This is a genomic window from Methylobacterium organophilum (genome assembly GCF_022533465.1).
In the GTDB taxonomy this organism is placed as follows: Bacteria; Pseudomonadota; Alphaproteobacteria; order Rhizobiales; family Beijerinckiaceae; genus Methylobacterium; species Methylobacterium organophilum.
Window position 1 is genome coordinate 3680081 of sequence record NZ_CP092848.1, and the last position, 18887, is coordinate 3698967.

At 70.4% G+C, this 18887-nt stretch carries 16 protein-coding genes and 1 riboswitch; of the genes, 13 read left to right on the top strand and 3 right to left on the bottom strand.

Annotation, left to right across the window (positions count from 1 at the left end; translation table 11 throughout):
- Positions 1-275: 275 nt before the first annotated feature.
- Positions 276-1334 (top strand): helix-turn-helix transcriptional regulator, encoded by a 1059-nt coding sequence (locus MMB17_RS17400; RefSeq protein ID WP_241099701.1) that lies wholly within the window; start codon positions 276-278, stop codon positions 1332-1334.
- A gap of 167 nt (positions 1335-1501) precedes the next feature.
- Here MMB17_RS17400 and MMB17_RS17405 read toward each other — a convergent pair whose 3' ends face one another.
- The gene (locus MMB17_RS17405) at positions 1502-3247 is read right to left on the bottom strand and encodes a trimethylamine N-oxide permease (RefSeq protein WP_241099702.1); all 1746 of its coding nucleotides are present in this window, start codon (positions 3245-3247) and stop codon (positions 1502-1504) included.
- A gap of 799 nt (positions 3248-4046) precedes the next feature.
- Here MMB17_RS17405 and MMB17_RS17410 point away from each other — a divergent pair.
- The 3 genes from MMB17_RS17410 to MMB17_RS17420 are packed head-to-tail and all read left to right on the top strand — an operon-like array spanning position 4047 to position 6640.
- Entirely contained in the window at positions 4047-4616 is a 570-nt protein-coding gene (locus MMB17_RS17410; RefSeq protein WP_238311044.1) for a dimethylamine monooxygenase subunit DmmA family protein, read from the top strand.
- Positions 4613-5557 carry a PDR/VanB family oxidoreductase gene (locus tag MMB17_RS17415; protein WP_241099703.1) on the top strand — a complete coding sequence of 315 codons (945 nt, stop codon included), beginning with the start codon at positions 4613-4615 and terminating at the stop codon, positions 5555-5557. The genes MMB17_RS17410 and MMB17_RS17415 overlap by 4 nt, the downstream gene beginning before the upstream one ends.
- A gap of 18 nt (positions 5558-5575) precedes the next feature.
- The gene (locus tag MMB17_RS17420) at positions 5576-6640 is read left to right on the top strand and encodes a heme-dependent oxidative N-demethylase family protein (protein ID WP_238311046.1); all 1065 of its coding nucleotides are present in this window, start codon (positions 5576-5578) and stop codon (positions 6638-6640) included.
- A 69-nt stretch (positions 6641-6709) separates the two neighbouring features.
- Here the strand turns inward: MMB17_RS17420 and MMB17_RS17425 are convergent, their stop codons facing one another.
- The gene (locus tag MMB17_RS17425) at positions 6710-6985 is read right to left on the bottom strand and encodes a DUF2312 domain-containing protein (RefSeq protein WP_238311047.1); all 276 of its coding nucleotides are present in this window, start codon (positions 6983-6985) and stop codon (positions 6710-6712) included.
- A 271-nt stretch (positions 6986-7256) separates the two neighbouring features.
- Positions 7257-7366, top strand: a riboswitch (guanidine-I (ykkC/yxkD leader).
- Between the two features lie 241 nt (positions 7367-7607).
- Here MMB17_RS17425 and MMB17_RS17430 point away from each other — a divergent pair.
- From MMB17_RS17430 to MMB17_RS17445, 4 genes are all read left to right on the top strand, one after another.
- The gene (locus MMB17_RS17430) at positions 7608-8420 is read left to right on the top strand and encodes an urea amidolyase associated protein UAAP1 (RefSeq protein WP_241099704.1); all 813 of its coding nucleotides are present in this window, start codon (positions 7608-7610) and stop codon (positions 8418-8420) included.
- A gap of 11 nt (positions 8421-8431) precedes the next feature.
- Positions 8432-9058 (top strand): urea amidolyase associated protein UAAP2, encoded by a 627-nt coding sequence (locus MMB17_RS17435; protein ID WP_241099705.1) that lies wholly within the window; start codon positions 8432-8434, stop codon positions 9056-9058.
- Between the two features lie 5 nt (positions 9059-9063).
- Complete coding sequence (gene uca / locus MMB17_RS17440; RefSeq protein WP_241099706.1) at positions 9064-12621, top strand: urea carboxylase; 3558 nt, start codon at positions 9064-9066, stop codon at positions 12619-12621.
- 143 nt (positions 12622-12764) lie between these two features.
- Positions 12765-12920, top strand: coding sequence for a hypothetical protein (locus MMB17_RS17445; protein WP_238311051.1), 156 nt, complete (start codon positions 12765-12767; stop codon positions 12918-12920).
- A 27-nt stretch (positions 12921-12947) separates the two neighbouring features.
- On the opposite strand, the gene nikR is transcribed toward MMB17_RS17445, so the two are convergent.
- Positions 12948-13451, bottom strand: a complete 504-nt coding sequence (gene nikR / locus MMB17_RS17450; RefSeq protein WP_238311052.1) for a nickel-responsive transcriptional regulator NikR — start codon at positions 13449-13451, stop codon at positions 12948-12950.
- A gap of 105 nt (positions 13452-13556) precedes the next feature.
- Here nikR and MMB17_RS17455 point away from each other — a divergent pair, with 105 nt between their 5' ends.
- From MMB17_RS17455 to glnT, 5 genes are read left to right on the top strand one after another with little or no spacing between them, the layout of a single operon-like run.
- The gene (locus tag MMB17_RS17455; RefSeq protein ID WP_308445660.1) at positions 13557-14570 is read left to right on the top strand and encodes an ABC transporter substrate-binding protein; all 1014 of its coding nucleotides are present in this window, start codon (positions 13557-13559) and stop codon (positions 14568-14570) included.
- 7 nt (positions 14571-14577) lie between these two features.
- Positions 14578-15678, top strand: a complete 1101-nt coding sequence (locus MMB17_RS17460; protein ID WP_241099707.1) for an ABC transporter permease — start codon at positions 14578-14580, stop codon at positions 15676-15678.
- Positions 15675-16616 (top strand): ABC transporter ATP-binding protein, encoded by a 942-nt coding sequence (locus MMB17_RS17465; protein ID WP_241099708.1) that lies wholly within the window; start codon positions 15675-15677, stop codon positions 16614-16616. The genes MMB17_RS17460 and MMB17_RS17465 overlap by 4 nt, the downstream gene beginning before the upstream one ends.
- Positions 16613-17407: a creatininase family protein gene (locus tag MMB17_RS17470; RefSeq protein WP_241099709.1), complete on the top strand. Its 795-nt coding sequence runs from the start codon at positions 16613-16615 to the stop codon at positions 17405-17407. The genes MMB17_RS17465 and MMB17_RS17470 overlap by 4 nt, the downstream gene beginning before the upstream one ends.
- Before the next feature lie 2 nt (positions 17408-17409).
- Positions 17410-18783: a type III glutamate--ammonia ligase gene (glnT, locus tag MMB17_RS17475; protein ID WP_238311057.1), complete on the top strand. Its 1374-nt coding sequence runs from the start codon at positions 17410-17412 to the stop codon at positions 18781-18783.
- Positions 18784-18887: the final 104 nt, after the last annotated feature.

The window sequence follows — 18887 nt, forward strand, 5'->3', positions numbered from 1 at the left end:
AATTTTTAGACCTCGCCGGAACGGCGGAGCAATGGTGACTGTTGGCACCATCGGCCCGGCCCGGGGGCGGAGATCTTCGAGACAGGAGGGGAAAGCACGGTCCCCGCACGATCCTTGCCTACGGAAGATCCTTGCGTCCGGCGCCGTCAGCACAGAAAGTTGTTCGGTCGACGACAATCAGGACGTGCGAATAGAGGCCTTTTCCCTTGCTGCCTTCGCCTTCCGCGACGTTCGGCTTCGAGCCCGATGACAAGCCTCGGCGGATCGCCCCCCGCGTGAGCGAGGCTCCGCGCAGCATCGATCCCGTCCGGCTGACTGACAGCGAATGGTTCGCGCAGCTCGGCGAGGTCGCCGCCTCGATCGGGACGGACAGCTTCCATCGCAAGTTGCTGCATCTGGCCGGGCTCTGCATCCGGCACGATTCGAGCTGGATCATCCGCTATTCGCGGGTCGCGCCCCCCGACGTGCTCTACACCGCGGGCGTGCCGGACGAGATCGTCGCCTTCTACGACGAGAAGGGGCAGTATCTCGATCCGTTCTCCGCCCGCTGGCGCCGCACGGGGCAGCCAGGGGTGCTCACCCTCTCGGAGATCGCCGCCGAGGGCCCGGAAGCGATTCTCTACAAGCAGATCTTCACCCCGACGGCCAACATCGCCGACGAGATCGGGATGTTCTTCTCCACCGTCGGGCATTGCTGCTTCGGCCTGTTCCTGGAGCGCGAGCGGGGCAGCTTCTCGAAGGCGGATATCGAGCGGGCCAAGCTGATCTTCCCGGCGCTGGAGGGCTATCACCGCAGCCATCTCGGGCAGCTCTTCAACCACCTGCGCTACACGAGCGGGGCGGCCAGCGGCGGCCTCGTCAGCCGCCCGACCCTGATCCGCGACCGGCACGCCGTGGAGGTGTTCTCGAACGCTTCCTGGCGCGAGGCGGTGGCGGCGGATGCCTCGATCCTGCCCCTGATCGCCGCCTTCGGCAGCGCGGAGGGCCTGACGACGCTGCAGGGGCGGGACTACGTGCTGAAGACCGAGCCCTTCGACCGGGACTTTCCCCTGGCGCCCGGCGGCCGGATCTTCACCCTGGAGGCCCGCGCCGCGGCCCAGGAGGATTCGGTGGATTACCGGGCCGCCGCCCAGATCCTGCAGGCGCTCACCCCGCGGGAGCGCGACATCCTCAGCCTGACGATGAAGGGGCAGGCCACGGGGCAGATCGCGCAGGCCCTGGCGATCAGCAAGGGCACGATCAAGAACTGCAAGCTGCGCATCTACCGCAAAGCCGAGGTCTCCTCGGAGCGCGACCTCGTGAAGAAGTTCAGCCCCTTCTTCCCCTCGACGTGATTCCCGCGGCCTGAGCGGTCGGGCGCGTCAGTGCCGAGGCGCCCCTCGCCCCGCAGGCCGGGAGAGGGGGAGGCTTCCCGCGTCGTCTTCCGGCCGCCCCGCCTGACAAAGCACAAAACCCGGCGCGGGTGTCCCCGCGCCGGGCCGTTCTCGGGATCAAGCCGGTCTCAGAGCGTGAAGAACCAGTTCGAGATCAGCAGCACCGCCACGCCGGCGACGAGGGTGAGATAGGGCAGGATCCCGGCCCGCTTGGCGCTGACGGCGCCCTCCGGGCCGACATGAAGGTCCTCGAAGGTCTCGTGCGGGAACTTGCCGCCGTCCTGCACATAGTGGCGGAACAGGAAGACCGGGATGATCAGGGCCGCGGTGATCAGCCCCGCCCAGAGGGCGACCGGGTTCCACACCTTCGCGCCCGCGCCCATGAAGACCACGTTCACGAAGGCGAAGAGGCCGCCCAGCACCAGCACGAAGGTCGGCGCCCGGTAGGGACGCGGCACGCGGGCCGAGTCGATGCGGTGGATCCAGGCCGAGTTCAGGTTGAGGAAGTTGAAGATGATATAGCCGCAATTCGACACGGCGAGGATGAAGAAGAAGCTCGTCGCGTCGGCGCAGGCGATCGCCAGCACCAGCAGGTTCACGCCGAGATCGGTCCACATCGCCGCCGTCGGGGCGCCGTGCGCGTTGGCATGGCTGAGATAGCGCGGCAGCCAGCCATCGACCGAGCCCTGGTAGAGCGTGCGCGAGGAGCCGGCCATCGCGGTCATGATGCACAGGATCAGGGCGAGGATCATCAGCATCACGAGGACGCTCTCGATCACCGGGCCGCCGCCGACCATGTGGGCGAGGGCCGCCGCGACGCCCGAGCCGTCGACCACGGAGGGCTCCAGCATGCCCTCGACGCCGAGCATGCTCTGGAAGGTGAAGGGCACCAGGGTGAACAAAGCGAGGCAGAGCAGGCCCGAATAGAAGATCGCCTTGAAGGTGTCGCGGCTCGGGTCCTTGAACTCGCTGGTGTAGCAGATCGCGGTCTCGAAGCCGTAGGTCGACCAGGCGGCGATGAACATGCCGCCCAGCACCAGCGTCCAGCCGGTGATGTTCCAGGCGCCGGGCTCCGGCGCGGCGGGGGCGGCGAGCGGCACCAGCGGCGTGAAGTTGCCCCAGTTCACCCCGTGCAGGAGCAAGGGCACTACGCCGACGATGAACATCGGCACGATGACGAGCAGGCCGATCCACTTCTGCACATTGGCCGTGCCAAGGATGCCCCGGTGCTGCACGGCGAAGACCGCGAGCATCAGCACCGCGCCGATGAAGAAGGCGGCGTTGAGCGAGAACGAGACCGGCCCGAGGGTGGTCGAGAACAGGGTCCAGGTCCGCAAGGTCGGCGAGACCGCCGCCACCGCCGCGGCGAGCTTTTCCGCCTCCGTGCCCTGAAGGGCGGCCCCGTGGGCGGCGAGCCACTGCACCACGGCCGGCGAGGTCGCCGTGGGCGCCGGCGCGAGCGCGTTGATGATGTAGGAGGCGGCGATCGAGCAGCCGAGGGAGAGCACCGGGCTCCAGGCGAACCAGTTGCACCAGACCGAGAGCGGCGCGATCAGCTTCGAGTAGCGCACCCAGGCGGCCGCACCATAGACCGAGGCGCCGCCGGACTTGTTCGGGAACAGGCCTGCGATCTCGGCGTAGCTGAAGGACTGGATGAAGCCCATCAGCATGGACAGCGTCCAGATCACGAAGGCGAGCTTGCCGGTATTGCCGGCGATGCCGCCCACCGAGAACAGCACCAGGGCCGGCACGCCGCTCGCGACCCAGAAGGCGCCCGTCCAGTTGATGCTGCGGTGAAGCTGGCCCTGGTCCACGCCGGTGGCGATGGGGACGGCCGGCGAGACCGGCGTCGTCGAACTGATTCCGACACTCATCGTGAGATCTCCCAAACAGGATTTGCGGGGTGATGCCGTTCGATTCGGGAAAACAAAGATCCGAATCAGCTCATTCGAGATCACGCGGCCGGTTCGGCCACGGAAAAACAGGCACATCGCGTCCGTCCGCGGAACGCGGCGGGACGTCATTCCTGTCTCGTCTCCGCCTTCAGGCGGTTGTGCTCTGGAGATTCGATCGCATGGGGCCGCTTCACTTCGTATTGGCTGCTGAGCATGGCTCAGAATCGAAGATCGACGAGATATCGCCTCAGACAGAGACAATCCGTGCGTCGGCGGCCCTTCATTCCGGACGCTCGGACCGCGACGGGGCGCATCCCGCCTCGGTTCTCGATGAGAATATTCATTTCTCCGGGGGGATGGGCTGTCAAGCAGAATCCTGCTCGCCAAACCGGCAATGCTCGAATTATGCCGTGAATTTGATCACAATGAAGAATTTTAGTGCATTATGCCCGTCAAGCGGGCGCCTCGCAGCGGGAGCGTGGCACCGAGTCATGCCCGGCATCGTGGGCCGGCGCGCCGGCGAATCCGGCTGACTTTGATATTTTCCCTTTCCGATCAGGATGTTGGCGACGCCCGCGGGCGAGGCCGCAGCAACGCGGGAGATTCGCCCCGTCCTCCAGATCCCGCACACGCCCCGATTGACAATGTTATTCTTGATGAGAAAGTATCGTTCTCATCGAGAATTCGGCCCGCGGGACGCGACAGGATCCGCCCGAGGCCCGCCCAAGCTCCGGCGCCGATGCCGGGCCGATGCACACCCTTTCCTCCCGAGGTGACGATGACCGATCAGGGCATCAAGAGCCGACCGATCTATGCCGCCCTGCGCCGCGATTCGTCCGGGCGGCGCCATCTCTACGTCTCCGCCGGATCGGAGCCGCCGCCTCCCGCCCTGGCGGACGGTCCCCTCGAGAGCTGGACCGTCGCGCCGGCGAGCGCGGAGGGCACCCTCGAACGCCCGCAGGGGGAGGGGGAGCGCCGCTTCCGCTCCGCCCGCCAGCTCATGGAGACCCTGGGCCGGCGCCTCGCCTCCGAACGGATGGGCCTGCGCCTCTATGCCGAGGGCCCGGAGGATTTCCTCTGGGACGTGTTCGGGATCGCCCAGGCCCATGGCCTCGGCCGGCAGGAGGTCTTCCTGAAGCAGTCCGGCACCCTGGCCCGCCGGGTCCAGTGCGTCCACTGCAAGACCTTCAACGAAGGCGTCACCACCACGATCGTGCGCTGCGCCGGCTGCGGCGCGAATCTGTTCGTACGCGATCACTTCTCGCGCCGGCTCTCGGCCTTCCAGGGCGTCAAGGTCGACGCGGAGCAGCCGGGCGACGTCCCGCAGGCGGAACGGGCCTATCCATGATCCTCGACGGCACCCTCCCGGCCCGCGTGGCCGGCATCGAGTCCTTGAGCCCGACCCTGAAGCGCTTCCGCTTCGAGCCGGAGCGGGGAACCTTCCCGACCGCCGCGCCGGGGGCGCATATCCTCGTGACCCTGCGCGGGCCCGAGCGCGTCTGGAAGAACGCCTATTCCCTGGTCACGCCGCCGGAGGCGCGCGACGCCTACGCGATCATCGTGCGCCGGGTGGAGGCGTCGCGGGGCGGCTCGCATTTCCTGCACGACCATCTTCGCGTTGGCGACCGCGTCGAGATCGGAGCGCCGGCGAGCCTGTTCCCCATCGCCAGCCTGGCCCGCCGCCACATCCTGATCGGCGGCGGCATCGGGCTCACGCCGTTCCTGTCCTTCCTGCCGGTCCTGCGCGCCCGGGGCGCGGCCTTCGAGCTGCACCAATACTGCACCGACGCGGAGACGGAGACCTTCGGGCAGCTGCTCGCGGAAGCGGGCGGCGCCGTCACCATCCATGGCAGTGCCTCCCGGCGCTCGGTCGCCGAGATCCTCGCCGACCAGCCGCTGGGCACGCATGTCTATACCTGCGGCCCGGAGCGCCTGATGGCGGCGGTCGAGCAGGCGGCGCTCGATCTCGGCTGGCCGAGCCATTCCATCCACAAGGAGAGCTTCGGCGGGGCCGAGGGCGGCAAGCCCTTCACCGTCAGGCTCGCCCGCTCGGGGCGCAGCATCGCCGTCTCCGAGACGCAGAGCCTGCTCGAAGCCCTGGAGGCGGCGGGGGTCGAGGCGCCCTGCCTGTGCCGCGGCGGCGCCTGCGGCGTCTGCCTCACGGGCGTGATCGACGGCGCGGTGGAGCATCGCGACCACGTCCTCACCGAGGCGGAGCGGGCCGACGGCAAGCTGATCGCCACCTGCGTGTCACGGGCGCGCTCCGACGCGCTCGTGCTCGACCTGTAAGATCAAGGAGAAACCCCGATGGGCATTCAGTTCCGCAAGGACGAGCGGTTCCGCGAGAGCTTCTCCTACGTCAACAGCGACGCGGGCGTGCTGCGCTTTCCCTTCCCGTTCGGGGAGGACCGCTACATGTACTCGGTCAATATCGAGCCCCATACCCGCGGCGGCCCGACCCCGGCCTTCGCCCATCCCTTTGATATCGACGAGCATTACATCGCCGAGTGCCAGGAGCGCGCCCTGGTGCTCGCCGACGATCCCGGCCGCTGCCAGGTGCTGCCGCACATGATGCCGGCGCAATGGGACACACTCGAACTGCTCATGGAGAGCCTCGCGGCGGACTATCCCGAGCATTTCAGCCTGGAGAAGGACGGCGACACCTGGCGCTGGATCAACCGGCCCCTCGGCATCGATCAGAGCTTCGTCTTCGGCAAGCCGGAGACGCTGCCCTGCGAGCCCTTCGAATACATCACCCGCCAGGCTCAGGGCGACTTCACCCTGCAGGATCAGCGCGACGACAATCTCTTCGTCGATGGCGGCATGGTGACGACCCAGGCCGACTGGTCCCTCGATTTCGACATCGGCATGTCCTTCCACGAATGGCACGGTCCGGTGCCGCTCGCCCACGATATCGGCGTGTTCGACCGGGCGCTGCGCTTCCTGCTGCGCCTGCAATACGGCCATCCGGTCCGGCGCCTGAACTGGACCATGACCATCAATCCCCGCCTCGACACCTCGCCGGAGAACTATCCCGATTGGGGGCCGGACCGGACCACGGTGACGCCGGAGAACGTCGCCGAGAAGGTGCATCTGCGAGTCGAATTGCAGACCCTGTTCCGGCTGCCGCGCTCCAACGCGATCCTGTTCGGCATCCGCTGCTACCTGCTCAGCCTCAAGGACATCGAGCGCGTGGAGAAATGGCGCAAGCGCCTGAACCGGGTGCTGACGACGCTGCCGCCCGAGCTCGCGGAGTACAAGGGGCTCACCCGCTACCGCGAGACCATCCTCGCGCGCCTCGCCCCGCAGGACGACGGGGCCGAGCTCTCGCTCGGCATCCAGCCGGACCAGACGGTCCTGCCGCCGGCCTGACCGCCGGTCCCGGCGGCGGCGCCACCGGGAGGTTCCGCACGGGCTGGCCTTCCCGCCAGCCCGCCGGCTTCACGCCGCCTTGGCGACGGGCGAGGGCGCGTCCATGGCGCGCAGATAGACCTCGAGCAGGCTCTCCTGCTCGTCGCGCTCGTCCTTGTCCTGCTTGCGCAGCTTCAGGATCTCCTTGAGCACCTTCACGTCGAGCCCCTCGCCCTTGGCCTCGGCGAAGATCTCCTTCTTGCCCTCCATCAGGGCCTTGATCTCCTCCTCGACCTGCTCGACCCGCTCGATGATGGAGCGGATGCGCGCGCCCGCGACGCCTACCGTGTCCGTGGTCTCGGTCATGCCTTCCTCGTGCTCACCTGAGGCGCCCACCCTCGGCGGCCACGGTAAGCGGAGGGTTAAGGCCCGGATGCGCGCGGCCACAGAGAATCGCCCCGGCATGCGCCACGCCCTGGCCGGCGCCGGGACGAAACCGAGGCGTCGAGGATGGCGGACAAACTGCCTCTTCAAGCAACATTCGGATTAAAAACGCATCACAAGCGCGACTCAATTTGCGCAATCCGGTCCTGATCTCGGATTGACCGTCGCCGCGCCGCCTCGATAAAATTCTTGCCGAGTTGACCGCTAGGGTTCCGGCATCGTGTAGATGCGTCTGGTCCGAGAGCGGTCTCCGGTGCGGGAGACATCCGCCCGGATGCACGGCGGGACAAAAGCCCGGGAGACCTCACTGGCCAGGGATGGCGAGCGAAGGTCGTGCGCAATCCCTTTCTCGGATGGAAGGGATCAGATGACTCGCCCGATCCACACACCGCCCGTCCCGAAGCGCCCGCCGCCCCGCGGCGCGCGCTCACGCGCGTCGTGAGCGCCGGCGCGCAGCCTCCCCCGATCCGCCCCGCCGGGACGACCCGGCCTCGACGGGCTCCGTGAGACCGGGACGACCCGGCCGATCCCGAAGGAGACGGACATGTCCCGGACAGAGGCGACGATCGCCGAGAACCGCCGGCGCTACGAGGCCCTGAAGCAGGCGGCCCAGGGCCACACGGCGCGGACCCTGCCGCCGCCGAGCCCGCGCGGGGCGCCCCCGCTCGCGGCGGAGGCGGTGATCCACCGCGAGGTCATCCCCGGCGGCTGGTACTGGGCCACGCCGCTGAAGGCCGGCGAGGGCCTGCGGATCGCCCTGGAGGAAGGGCCGTCCAGCGTCGCCCTGGTGGCCTGGAGCGCGCGGGATCCCAGCGAGCGCCTGAACTACGCCGACACGGTCAAGATCCAGTGGACCGCGGCCCTGGGCAAGGGCCGGGTCCTGTTCTCGGACATGGGCCGGGTGATGCTCTCCCTGATCGAGGATTCCTGCGGCGCCCACGACGCCCTGACCGGCGGCTCCACCGCCGCCTCGAACGCGGCGCGCTATTCCGGCGGGCCGCACCGCAACACCCGCGACAACCTCCTGCTCGCCGCCCTGAAGCACGGGCTCGACCGGCGCGACCTGCCCCCCTGCCTCTCCTTCTTCGCCCCCGTTCAGGTGGGCGCGGAGGGCCGCTTCGCCTGGAACGCCGCCGGCCGCCGCGGGGGCGACTTCGTCGACCTGCGCGCCGAGATGGACCTCCTCGTCGCCCTGTCGAACTGCCCCCATCCCCTCGATCCGGCCCCGGACTACGCCCCCCCTCCCGTCGCGGCGACGCGCTTCCGCGCCCCCGCGCCGCAGGCGGACGATCTCTGCCGCACCGCCACCCTCGAGGCCGTGCGCGGCTTCGAGAACAACGCCGCCGCGTGCCTGTGAGGGAGGCCCCCATGACCGAGACCAGCACCGGCGCCATCCTGCGCGACGAACTTGTGCCCGCCGAGGCGCCCTGGTCGGGCCTCGTGCGCCGCGGCCAGACCCTGCGCATCACCGACAGCGAGGGCTGCCAGGCCGTCGACACCCTGTTCTACCGGGCCGACGACATGGGCGAGCGCTACTCCGCGCAGGACACCCTGCGGGTGCAGGGCTCCGCCTATGTCACCACCGGCACGCGGGTGATCTCCAACGAGGGCCGGGTGATGCTGACGGTGACCGCCGACAGCTGCGGCCGCCACGACACCTCCGCCGGCGCCTGCTCCTGCGAGAGCAACACGGTGCGCTTCGGCCACGCGACCAAGTACCTGCATGCCTGCCGCGAGAACTTCGCCCTGGAGGTCGCGAAATACGGCCTGTCGAAGCGCGACATCGTGCCGAACATCAACTTCTTCATGAACGTGCCGATCGAGCAGGACGGCACGCTCGCCATCGCCGACGGCGTCTCGAAGCCGGGCGACCATGTCGAGCTGCGGGCGGAGATGGACGTGATCTGCGTGATCTCGAACTGCCCGCAGATCAACAATCCCTGCAACGGCTTCAACCCGACGCCGATCCGCGTGACCATCCGGGACGGGGCCTGAGGCGCATGTTCCGCAAGGTCCTGGTCGCCAATCGCGGCGAGATCGCCCGCCGCGTCGTGCGCACGCTCCGGCGCATGGGCATCGCCTCGGTCGCCGTCTACTCGGATGCCGACCGCTTCACCCCCGGCGTGCTGGAGGCGGACGAGGCCGTGCGCCTCGGCCCCGCGCCCGCCGCCCAGAGCTATCTCGACGTCGAGGCGGTGCTGGCCGCCTGCCGGGCGACGGGGGCGGAGGCCGTGCATCCCGGCTACGGCTTCCTGTCGGAGAACGCGGCCTTCGCCGAGCGGCTCGCGGCGGAGGGCATCGCCTTCATCGGCCCGCGGCCGGAGCATCTGCGCGCCTTCGGCCTCAAGCACACGGCGCGGGAACTGGCCCGGGCAAGCGGCGTGCCGCTCCTGCCCGGCACCGACCTGCTGCCGGATGTCGAGAGCGCGCTGCGCGCGGCGGAGGCGATCGGCTATCCGGTGATGCTCAAGAGCACGGCGGGCGGCGGCGGCATCGGCATGCATCTCTGCGCCGCGCCCGCGGAGCTGGCCGAACGCTTCGCGGCGGTGGAGCGCACCGCCCAGGCGAGCTTCGGCGACGCCCGCGTCTATCTCGAGCGCTTCGTGGCCGAGGCGCGCCATGTCGAGGTGCAGATCTTCGGAGACGGGCGCGGCCGGGTCGTGGCGCTCGGCGAGCGCGACTGCTCGCTGCAGCGCCGGAACCAGAAGGTGATCGAGGAGACGCCGGCCCCCGGCCTGTCCGAGGCGGTGCGCGCCCGCCTGCACGCCGCGGCGGTGACCCTCGGGGAGAGCGTGGCCTACGCCTCCGCCGGCACCGTCGAGTTCATCTACGATCCGCAGCGCGAGGATTTCTCCTTCCTCGAGGTCAATACCCGCCTGCAGGTCGAGCACCCGGTCACCGAGGCGGTGTTCGGCGTCGATCTCGTCGAATGGATGATCCGCCAGGCGGCCGGCGAGGATCCGATCGGGCCGGCCGGCCCGCCGGCCCCCCGCGGCGCCGCGATCGAGGCGCGGCTCTATGCCGAGATCCCGCACGCCCAGTTCGCGCCGAGCGCGGGCCTGCTCACCGAGGTGCGCTTCCCGGCCGGGGCGCGCATCGACGGCTGGATCGCCACCGGCACCGAGGTGACGCCCTATTACGACCCGATGCTCGCCAAGATCATCGTCACGGGCGCCGACCGCCCGGCGGCGATCGCGGCCCTGCGCGCGGCGCTCGCCGAGACCGCGGTGTCCGGCATCGAGACCAATCTCGACTACCTGCGCACCATCGCCGGCTCCGAGATGCTGGCGAGCGGGCGCGTCGCCACCACGGCGCTGCGCGACCTGGCCTATGCGCCCCGGGGCGTCGCGGTGCTGCAGCCGGGGCCGCAATCGAGCCTCCAGGAGCTGCCCGGCCGGCTCGGCCTCTGGCATGTCGGCGTGCCGCCGAGCGGGCCGATGGATGCCCGCTCCTTCGCCCGGGCCAACGCCCTCGTCGGCAATCCGGACGAGACCTGCGCCCTCGAACTCACCGTCTCCGGCCCCACGCTGCGCTTCCACACCGACGCGGTGGTGGCGCTCGCCGGGGCCGCCATGGCCCTGACCCTCGACGGCGCCCCGCGCCCGCACGGGGAAGCCTTCGCCGTGGCCGCCGGCCAGAATCTCGCCATCGGCGCGATCGCCGGGCCGGGGCAGCGGGCCTATCTCGCCGTGCGCGGGGGCTTCGCCGCGCCGGTGGTGCTCGGCTCGCGGGCGACCTTCGCGCTCGGGGCCTTCGGCGGGCACGCCACGGGGGTGCTCAAGGCCGGCGAGACCCTGCATCTCGCCGACGCGCCCGCCCCTGCGCCGTCCCCTGCGCCGCCCGGGCCGGCGCCGCTGACCCACGACTGGGAGATCGGCGTCGTCTACGGCCCGCACGGCGCGCCGGACTTCTTCCGGGACGCCGACATCGCCGACCTGTTCTCGGCCGCCTACGAGGTGCATTTCAACTCCGCCCGCACCGGCGTGCGCCTGATCGGGCCGACGCCGCGCTGGGCCCGCCCCGATGGCGGCGAGGCGGGCCTGCACCCCTCGAACCTGCACGACAACGCCTACGCGGTCGGCGCCATCGACTTCACCGGCGACATGCCGATCCTGCTCGGCCCGGACGGCCCGAGCCTCGGCGGCTTCGTCTGCCCCGCCGTCGTGGCCCGCGACGAGCTCTGGAAGCTCGGCCAGCTGCGGCCGGGCGACACGGTGCGGTTCCGGCCCGCGGCGCGGCCGGAGGATCCCGTCGCCGGCCCGACCCTGGCCGAGACGCTGGCCGCTCCCGCGGTGCATCGCCCGGCGCCGGAGACCGGCTCGGCCATCCTCGCCCGGGACGAGGCCGGGCCGGTGCCGGTGGTCTATCGCCGCCAGGGCGACGACAACCTGCTCGTCGAGTACGGGCCGATGAGCCTCGATCTCGGTCTGCGCCTGCGGGTGCACCGGCTCGCCGAGGCCGCCGCGGGGCTGCCGGGGCTCATCGACCTCACCCCCGGCATCCGCTCGCTCCAGATCCACTACGACGGCACCCGGGTGCCGCGGGCGCGCCTCCTCGGCCTGCTGCGCGAGATCGAGGCGAGCCTGCCGCCGGCGGAGGCGATCAGCGTCCCGAGCCGGACCGTCCACCTGCCGCTCTCCTGGGACGATCCGCAGGCCGCCCTCGCCATGCGCAAGTACCAGGAGCTGGTGCGGCCGAACGCGCCCTGGTGCCCCTCGAACATCGAGTTCATCCGGCGCATCAACGGCCTGCCCGACGCGGATGCCGTGCGCGCGATCGTGTTCGGCGCGCAGTATCTCGTGATGGGGCTCGGCGACGTCTATCTCGGCGCGCCGGTGGCGACGCCGGTCGATCCGCGCCACCGGCTGGTGACCACCAAATACAATCCCGCCCGCACCTGGACGCCCGAGAACGCGGTCGGGATCGGGGGCGCCTACATGTGCATCTACGGCATGGAGGGGCCGGGCGGGTACCAGCTCTTCGGGCGCACGATCCAGGTCTGGAACACCTGGCGGACCACCCGCGACTTCGTGCCCGGCCATCCCTGGCTGCTGCGCCCCTTCGACCGGATCCGCTTCTTCCCGGTCTCGGCGCAGGAGTTGCTGGAGGCCCGGGCCGCCTTCCCCCACGGCGCCTATCCCCTGCGCATCGAGGAGGGCACCTTCTCCTACGCCGCGCATCGGGCGGCGCTGGCGGCCGAGGCCGAGGCGATCGAAGCCTTCACCGCCCGCCGCCAAGCCGCCTTCGAAGCCGAGCGCGAGCGCTGGAAGGCCAACGGCCTCGACAGCTTCGTGGCCGACGAGGGCGGCCCCCTGGAAGCGGCCGAGATCCCCCCCAACTGCCTCGGCGCCCCGACCACCGTGCCGGGCAATGTCTGGAAGGTGCTGATCGCCGAAGGCGACCGGGTCGAGGCCGGCCAGACCATCGCGATCCTCGAGGCGATGAAGATGGAGATCGACGTCACCGCCCCCGCTTCCGGCCGCGTCCGCGCGGTCCGGGCCCAGCCCGGCCGCACCCTGCGGGCGGGCGACCTCGTGGCGGTGATCGAGGAGGCGTGACGCCGGCGGCCGCCCCTGCGGCCGACATCGGCCGGGAACTTGCAGGCGCGGTTCCGGTGAACGGGCGCGACGTGCCCGGGTCCCGACAGGCTGCCGGTCCCCGAGGGGACCGGCCCCTCCCTGCGAGGTGCATCTTGCGCACGATGGCACGGGTCAACACGCAGGCGCTCGCCAGGATGCGGAACTGGCGGATGCCGACCGACGACCGCCTCGTCGGCCTCCTCTACGCGCGCCTGTGCGGCGCCCTCGCGCTCCTGATCCTGGGCGCGGCACTGTGGCTGACGGGGTGGGGCGCGTAGCCCTCTCCCGCCCCGCACCGCCGCCGGTCACCCCGCCTCGTCGGAGAAGGGATGCAGCTGCGGGATCAGGGCCGCGGCCAGATCGAGGCGGCCCGAGATGACGCCCCGCTCGGTGATCATCTGATCGGCGATCGCCTTGAGTTTGGGGGCGGGCCCCTGCACGAGGATGACCTCGAGAGTCTGGTTGTTCATCAGGTGGACGTGGAGGGACGAGATCACCTCCGCGATGTGGCGGCGCTGAAGCTCGGCCAGCCGCTGCTGCAGGCCGTGCGGCTGATGGCCGTAGAACAGCGTGATCGTCCCGACCATCACCCGGTTGCCGACCTCGTTGCGGTGCTCGACCAGGGACCGGTGCAGCAGCGTCGCGACCGCCTGCGATCGGCTGGCGAAACCGCGCTCGTCGACCATGGTGTCGAGCTCCCGCAGCAGCTCCTCCGGGATCGAAAGGCTGATCCGGCTGACCTGACCCCGCCGGGGCTCCGTTCCCTCGAGGGCCGGTCGGTCGCCGTCGCTCGGCAGCTTTTCTGACATCGCTCTTCCCCGCCCCGCAGCCCATCCTGGCACGGAAATTGTTACGCCGAATTGCGGTATTACGATATTTGAGAATCGTGTTACCGCTGCCTTGGGAGACGTGGGATGCGACTTCTCAGATCTGCGTGTGGCGCCATGGGCTGGTTCCGTCGAGGACTGGCCGCGACAACGATCGCGTTCGGTGTGTTCGCAGCCGGTGCTTCCGTGCAGGCCGCCGAGCCGCTTCGCATCGGCTACAGCGACTGGCCGGGCTGGGTGGCATGGCAGGTCGCCATCGACAAGGGCTGGTTGAAGGAAGCGGGCATCGACGCGCGGTTCGAGTGGTTCGACTACTCGGCCTCGATGGATGCCTTCTCGGCCGGCAAGCTCGATGCGGTGACCTGCACGAACGGCGACGCGCTGGTCATGAGCGGCAACGGCGCCCGCAACGTCATGATCATGCTCACCGACTACTCGAACGGCAACGACATGATCGTCGGCAAGCCGGGCGTGAAGTCCCTGGCCGACCTGAAGGGCAAGAAGGTCGGGCTCGAGGTCGGCCTCGTCGAGCACCTGCTCCTCATCGACGGCCTGACCAAGGCGGGAATGAAGGAGACCGACGTCACCCTCGTCAACGCCAAGACCAACGAGACGCCGCAGGTCCTCGCCTCCGGGGACGTGGCCGCGGTCGGCGCGTGGCAGCCCATCGCCGGCCAGGCGATGAAGGGCGCGGCCGGCGCCCGGCCCCTCTATACCTCGGCCAACGCCCCCGGCCTGATCTACGACGTGGTGACGGTGAGCCCGGCGAGCCTCGCCGCCCGGCGCGCCGAGTGGATCAAGCTCGTCGGCCTCTGGGACAAGGTCGTCGCCTATATCGAGGACCCGAAGACGCAAGGAGACGCGGTCGCGATCATGGCCGCCAAGGTCGGCGTCGACCCGGGCACCTTCACCCGCTTCCTCAAGGGCACCAAGCTGCTGCCGCTCGCCGAGGGCCGCAAGGTGATGGCGGAGGCCGAGGGCTTCGGCTCCCTCTACGGATCGAGCCGGCATGCGGACGCCTTCAACGTCAAGTACGAGGTCTACAAGACCCCGCAGGACGTGAAGGCGAGCATCGACCCCGCCCTGACCGACGGCAAGTGAGGCGGCCGTGAGCGCGCTGCGCCTGACCCCGCGAGCGGACCGGCCGGCCCCCGGCCCGGCGGGCGTGGCCGCTCCGCCGCCGGGCGGCGGGGGCGAGGCCGCGGCCCCGGCCGCCGCACCGCACCGGCGCCCCGCCCATGCGGGGGCGCGGGCGCGCAGCTCCTGGATCGGCGTGGCGCGGCCGCTGCGCCCGCGCCGGCGCCTCGTCCTGGCCCTGCTCTCGTTCCTGCTGCCCCTCGGAGCCTGGGCGGCGGTCTCCTACCTGCCGTTCCTATGGCACCCCTTCGTCGCCGTGAGCGATCCCGGCGAGGTGGCCTGGATGGAGCCGGGCATGCGGGTGCCCAACGCCGCCTTCGCCGAGGAGGTGGCCGCGGCGGGCGCGGCCGGCACGGCGGCCCCGCGCGGGACGCCGGCCAACCCCGTCTACCTGCCCGCCCCGCACGAGGTGGCCGTCGCGCTCTGGACCTCGCTGACGGCGCCCCCGCCGCAGCGGGACGCGATCTGGCTGCCGGCGAGCCTGTGGCACTCGATCCAGATCATCTTCTGGGGCTTCCTGATCTCCTCCGTCGTCGGCCTTCCCCTCGGTGTCCTCTGCGGGGCGCAGCCGACCCTGGCGCGGCTGACCGAGCCCGTCATCGAGTTCGTGCGCTACATGCCGGCCCCCGCCTTCGGCGCGCTGATGGTGGCGATCCTGGGCATCTACGACGGCCCGAAGATCGCGATCATCGTGATCGGCACCTTCTTCCAGCAGGTGCTGGTCATCGCCAACACGACGCGCCGGGTCGACCCGCTCCTGGTCGAGGCGGCGCTGACCATGGGCTCGCGCAACCTGCGCCTCGTGCGGCGCGTGATCGTTCCGGCGATCCTGCCGCAGCTCTACCGCGACCAGCGCATCCTGCTCGGCTGGGCCTGGACCTACCTGATCGTGGCGGAGCTGATCGGCACCTCGTCGGGCATCACCTTCTTCATCACCCAGCAGGCCCGCTACCAGCACTTCGACAACGTCTACGCCGCGATCCTCATCATCGGGCTCGTCGGCTCGGCGACGGATCTCGGGCTGGCCCTGATCGGCCGCAGGCTGTTCCCTCACGCGCGGGGCGAAGCATGAGCGGATCCGGCTCCCCCCTGGTCCTGCCGGTCGAGCCCTGCGACTACCGCACGCAATGCGAGACGGTGCGGGCGCGCTTCGACCGCCTGAAGGCCCGCGACGTGGCCCTGCGCGTCGAGAATCTCGGCAAGACCTTCCGCAACGCGGACGGGGTCGAGACCGTGGCGCTCCGCGGCATCGACCTCGTCACGCATCGCCGCGAGTTCCTCTGCGTGGTCGGCCCGTCCGGCTGCGGCAAGTCCACCTTCGTGCGCATCCTGGCGGGTCTCGAGACCAAGACGAGCGGCACGGTCTGCGTCAGCGGCGTGCCGGTCTCGGGGCCGGGCGCCGACCGGGGCATGGTGTTCCAGGGCTACACGCTGTTCCCCTGGCTCACGGTGCTGCGCAACGTCGCCTTCGGCCTGGAGGAGAATGGCGAGCCCCGCCGCGCCGCGGAGCGCGAGGCGGCGCAATGGCTCTCCCTGATCGGCCTCGAACCGTTCGCGCAGGCCTATCCGCACCAGCTCTCGGGCGGCATGAAGCAGCGCGTGGCCATCGCCCGGGCGCTCGCCATGCGCCCGCAGATCCTGCTCATGGACGAGCCCTTCTCGGCCCTCGACGCGCAGTCGCGCGCCCGGATGCAGGCCTATCTCATCGAGATCTGGCGCAAGATCGACATCACGATCGTCTTCATCACCCACGATCTCGACGAGGCGGTCTCCCTCGCCGACCGCATCCTGGTGCTGAAGGCCCATCCCGGCGAGGTGGCGGAGCTGATCGAGGTGCCGGTGCCCCGGCCCCGCAGCCCGGGCCAGGTGCTCTCGCCGGAATTCCGCGCGACCCGCGCCCGCCTCGACGCCCTGATCCATCCGCCCAAGGACGAGGCCGGGCCGGAGGCCGCCGAGGGCGGCCTCGCCATGGTCGCGCGCATGACCAGCGTCGGGGACGAGGTGGAATGATGGACAGCGCGCCCGTCCTCTGGTCCGAGCGGACCTGGGAGGAGATCCCGCCGGCGCTCGCAGGCGCGGCCCACGCCGCCCTCCTGCCCGTGGGCGCCACCGAGCAGCACGGCCCGCATCTCGGCTGCGGCATGGATTTCGTGCTGGCCGAGGCCGTCTGCCGGGCGGTCTCGGGCCGTACCGGCGTGCCGATGCTGCCGAGCCTCCCCTATGGCTGCTCGCTGGGCCATTCGCGCCGCTGGCCCGGCACGATCGCCCTCGATCCGCTTCTGATGACCGAGCTCGTCCGGCAGATCGGGACGCAGGCCTACCATTCGGGCGTGCGCCGCCTGTTCCTGGTCAACGCGCACGTGACCAACGTCGCCCCCCTGCGCTGCGCCCTGGAGCTGCTGCGCGCCACCCACGACGACCTGATGGTGGCCCTCGTCAACACCGCGACCGTCAGCGAGCGCGTCCGCGCGGCCCATTTCGCCGATGCCGAGGACTGGCACGCGAACCGGGCCGAGACCGCGCTGATGCAGGCCCTCGCCCCGGATCTCGTCCGCGCGGGGCGCATCGCGGATGCCGACGACCCGGACCGCACCGCCGGCCTCGTCTTCGCCCATCCGGTGAACCGCACGAGCCGCAACGGCGTCACCGGCTGCCCCTCGCAGGCGAGCCCGGCGGAGGGCGCCGAGCTCTTCGCCTGGATGGTCGAGGACCTCGCCGCCCTCGTGCGGCGCGGGCTCGGCGAGACGCCTCCGCTTCCCCATTCCTACGACGGCCCGGCCGTCCCCACCGAAGGAGCCTGACCATGGCCCACGCAAGCGACGTCGATCCGCAGGTCCGCGCCGTGCAGGAGGACCTGCGCGCACGGGGCGTGAAATACGTCATCGGCGCCTATGTCGACATCCACGGCGCGCAGAAGGCGAAGGTGGTGCCGATCGACCACCTCCCGCAGATGGCCGCGGGCTCCGAGCGCTATACCGGCTACGCCCTCGACGGCCTCGGCCAGGCCCCGAACGAGGACGAGCTCGCCTCGGTCCCGGATCTCGCCCGGGTGATCCAGCTGCCCTGGGAGAGCAAGCTCGCCTGGGCGCCCGCCGACCTCACCTTCCAGGGAAAGCCCTACCCGCTCTCGACCCGCGTGGCCCTGAAGAACGTCCTCGCCGAGGCCGAGGCGATGGGCTTCGGCTTCAATCTCGGCATCGAGTGCGAGATCTTCCTGCTGCGCCAGGCGGCGGACGGCTCGCTCCACACGCCCGTGCCCGACGACAAGCTCGTGAAGCCTTGCTACGACGTGCGCGGCTTCGTCGACAACTTCTCCTGGCTCGACAAGGTCGCCACCACCATCAACGATCTCGGCTGGGACCTGTATTCGTTCGATCACGAGGATGCGAACGGGCAGTTCGAATTCGATTTCAACTATGCCGACGCTCTGACCATGTGCGACCGGCTGACCTTCTTCCGCATGATGACCAAGCATTACGCGAAGGAGGAGGGGCTGATCGCGACGATGATGCCCAAGCCCTTCGCCGACCGCACGGGCAACGGCGCGCATTTCAACATGTCGCTCTCGGATCGGGAGACCGGGCGCAACGCCTTCGCCTGCGCGCCGGCGGACGACCCCCGCGGCCTCGGCCTCACCGAGACGGGCTACCATTTCATCGGCGGCGTGCTGCGCCACGGCCGGGCGCTCTGCGCGGCCTTCGCGCCCACCGTGAACAGCTACAAGCGCCTCGTGCGCCAGGGGGCGATGGCCGGCTTCTCCTGGGCGCCGGTGTTCAATTCCTACGGTTCGAACAACCGCACCAATTCGGTGCGCGTGCCGGCCGGCGGCGGGCGCTGCGAGAGCCGCAACGCGGACGGCGCGGTCAATCCCTATCTCGCCGCCGCCCTGGTGCTGGCGGCGGGGCTCGAGGGGGTGCGCGAGCGGATCGATCCGGGCCAGCCCAACGAGGACAATCTCTACGAGCTGAGCGAGGCCCAGCGCCGGGAGCGGGGCATCGCCTTCCTGCCCCAGACCCTGCAGGAGGCCGTGGAGGCCTTCGCCGCCGATCCCCTCGTCGAGAAGACCCTGGGCACGGGCCTGCGGGACGAGTTCATCCGCTACAAGCGCGAGGAGTGGAACGCCTATCATCTCACGGTGAGCCCGTGGGAGATCGAGCGCTACAGCCACCTGTTCTAGAGCCGTCTCCGACCGGATCGCATCGGGTCGGCGGCGCCAGGTCCTCGCGACACCGGACCTTCTTCCGGCGACCCGGTCTCCGCGTCGTCGGGCCACAGGCCAGG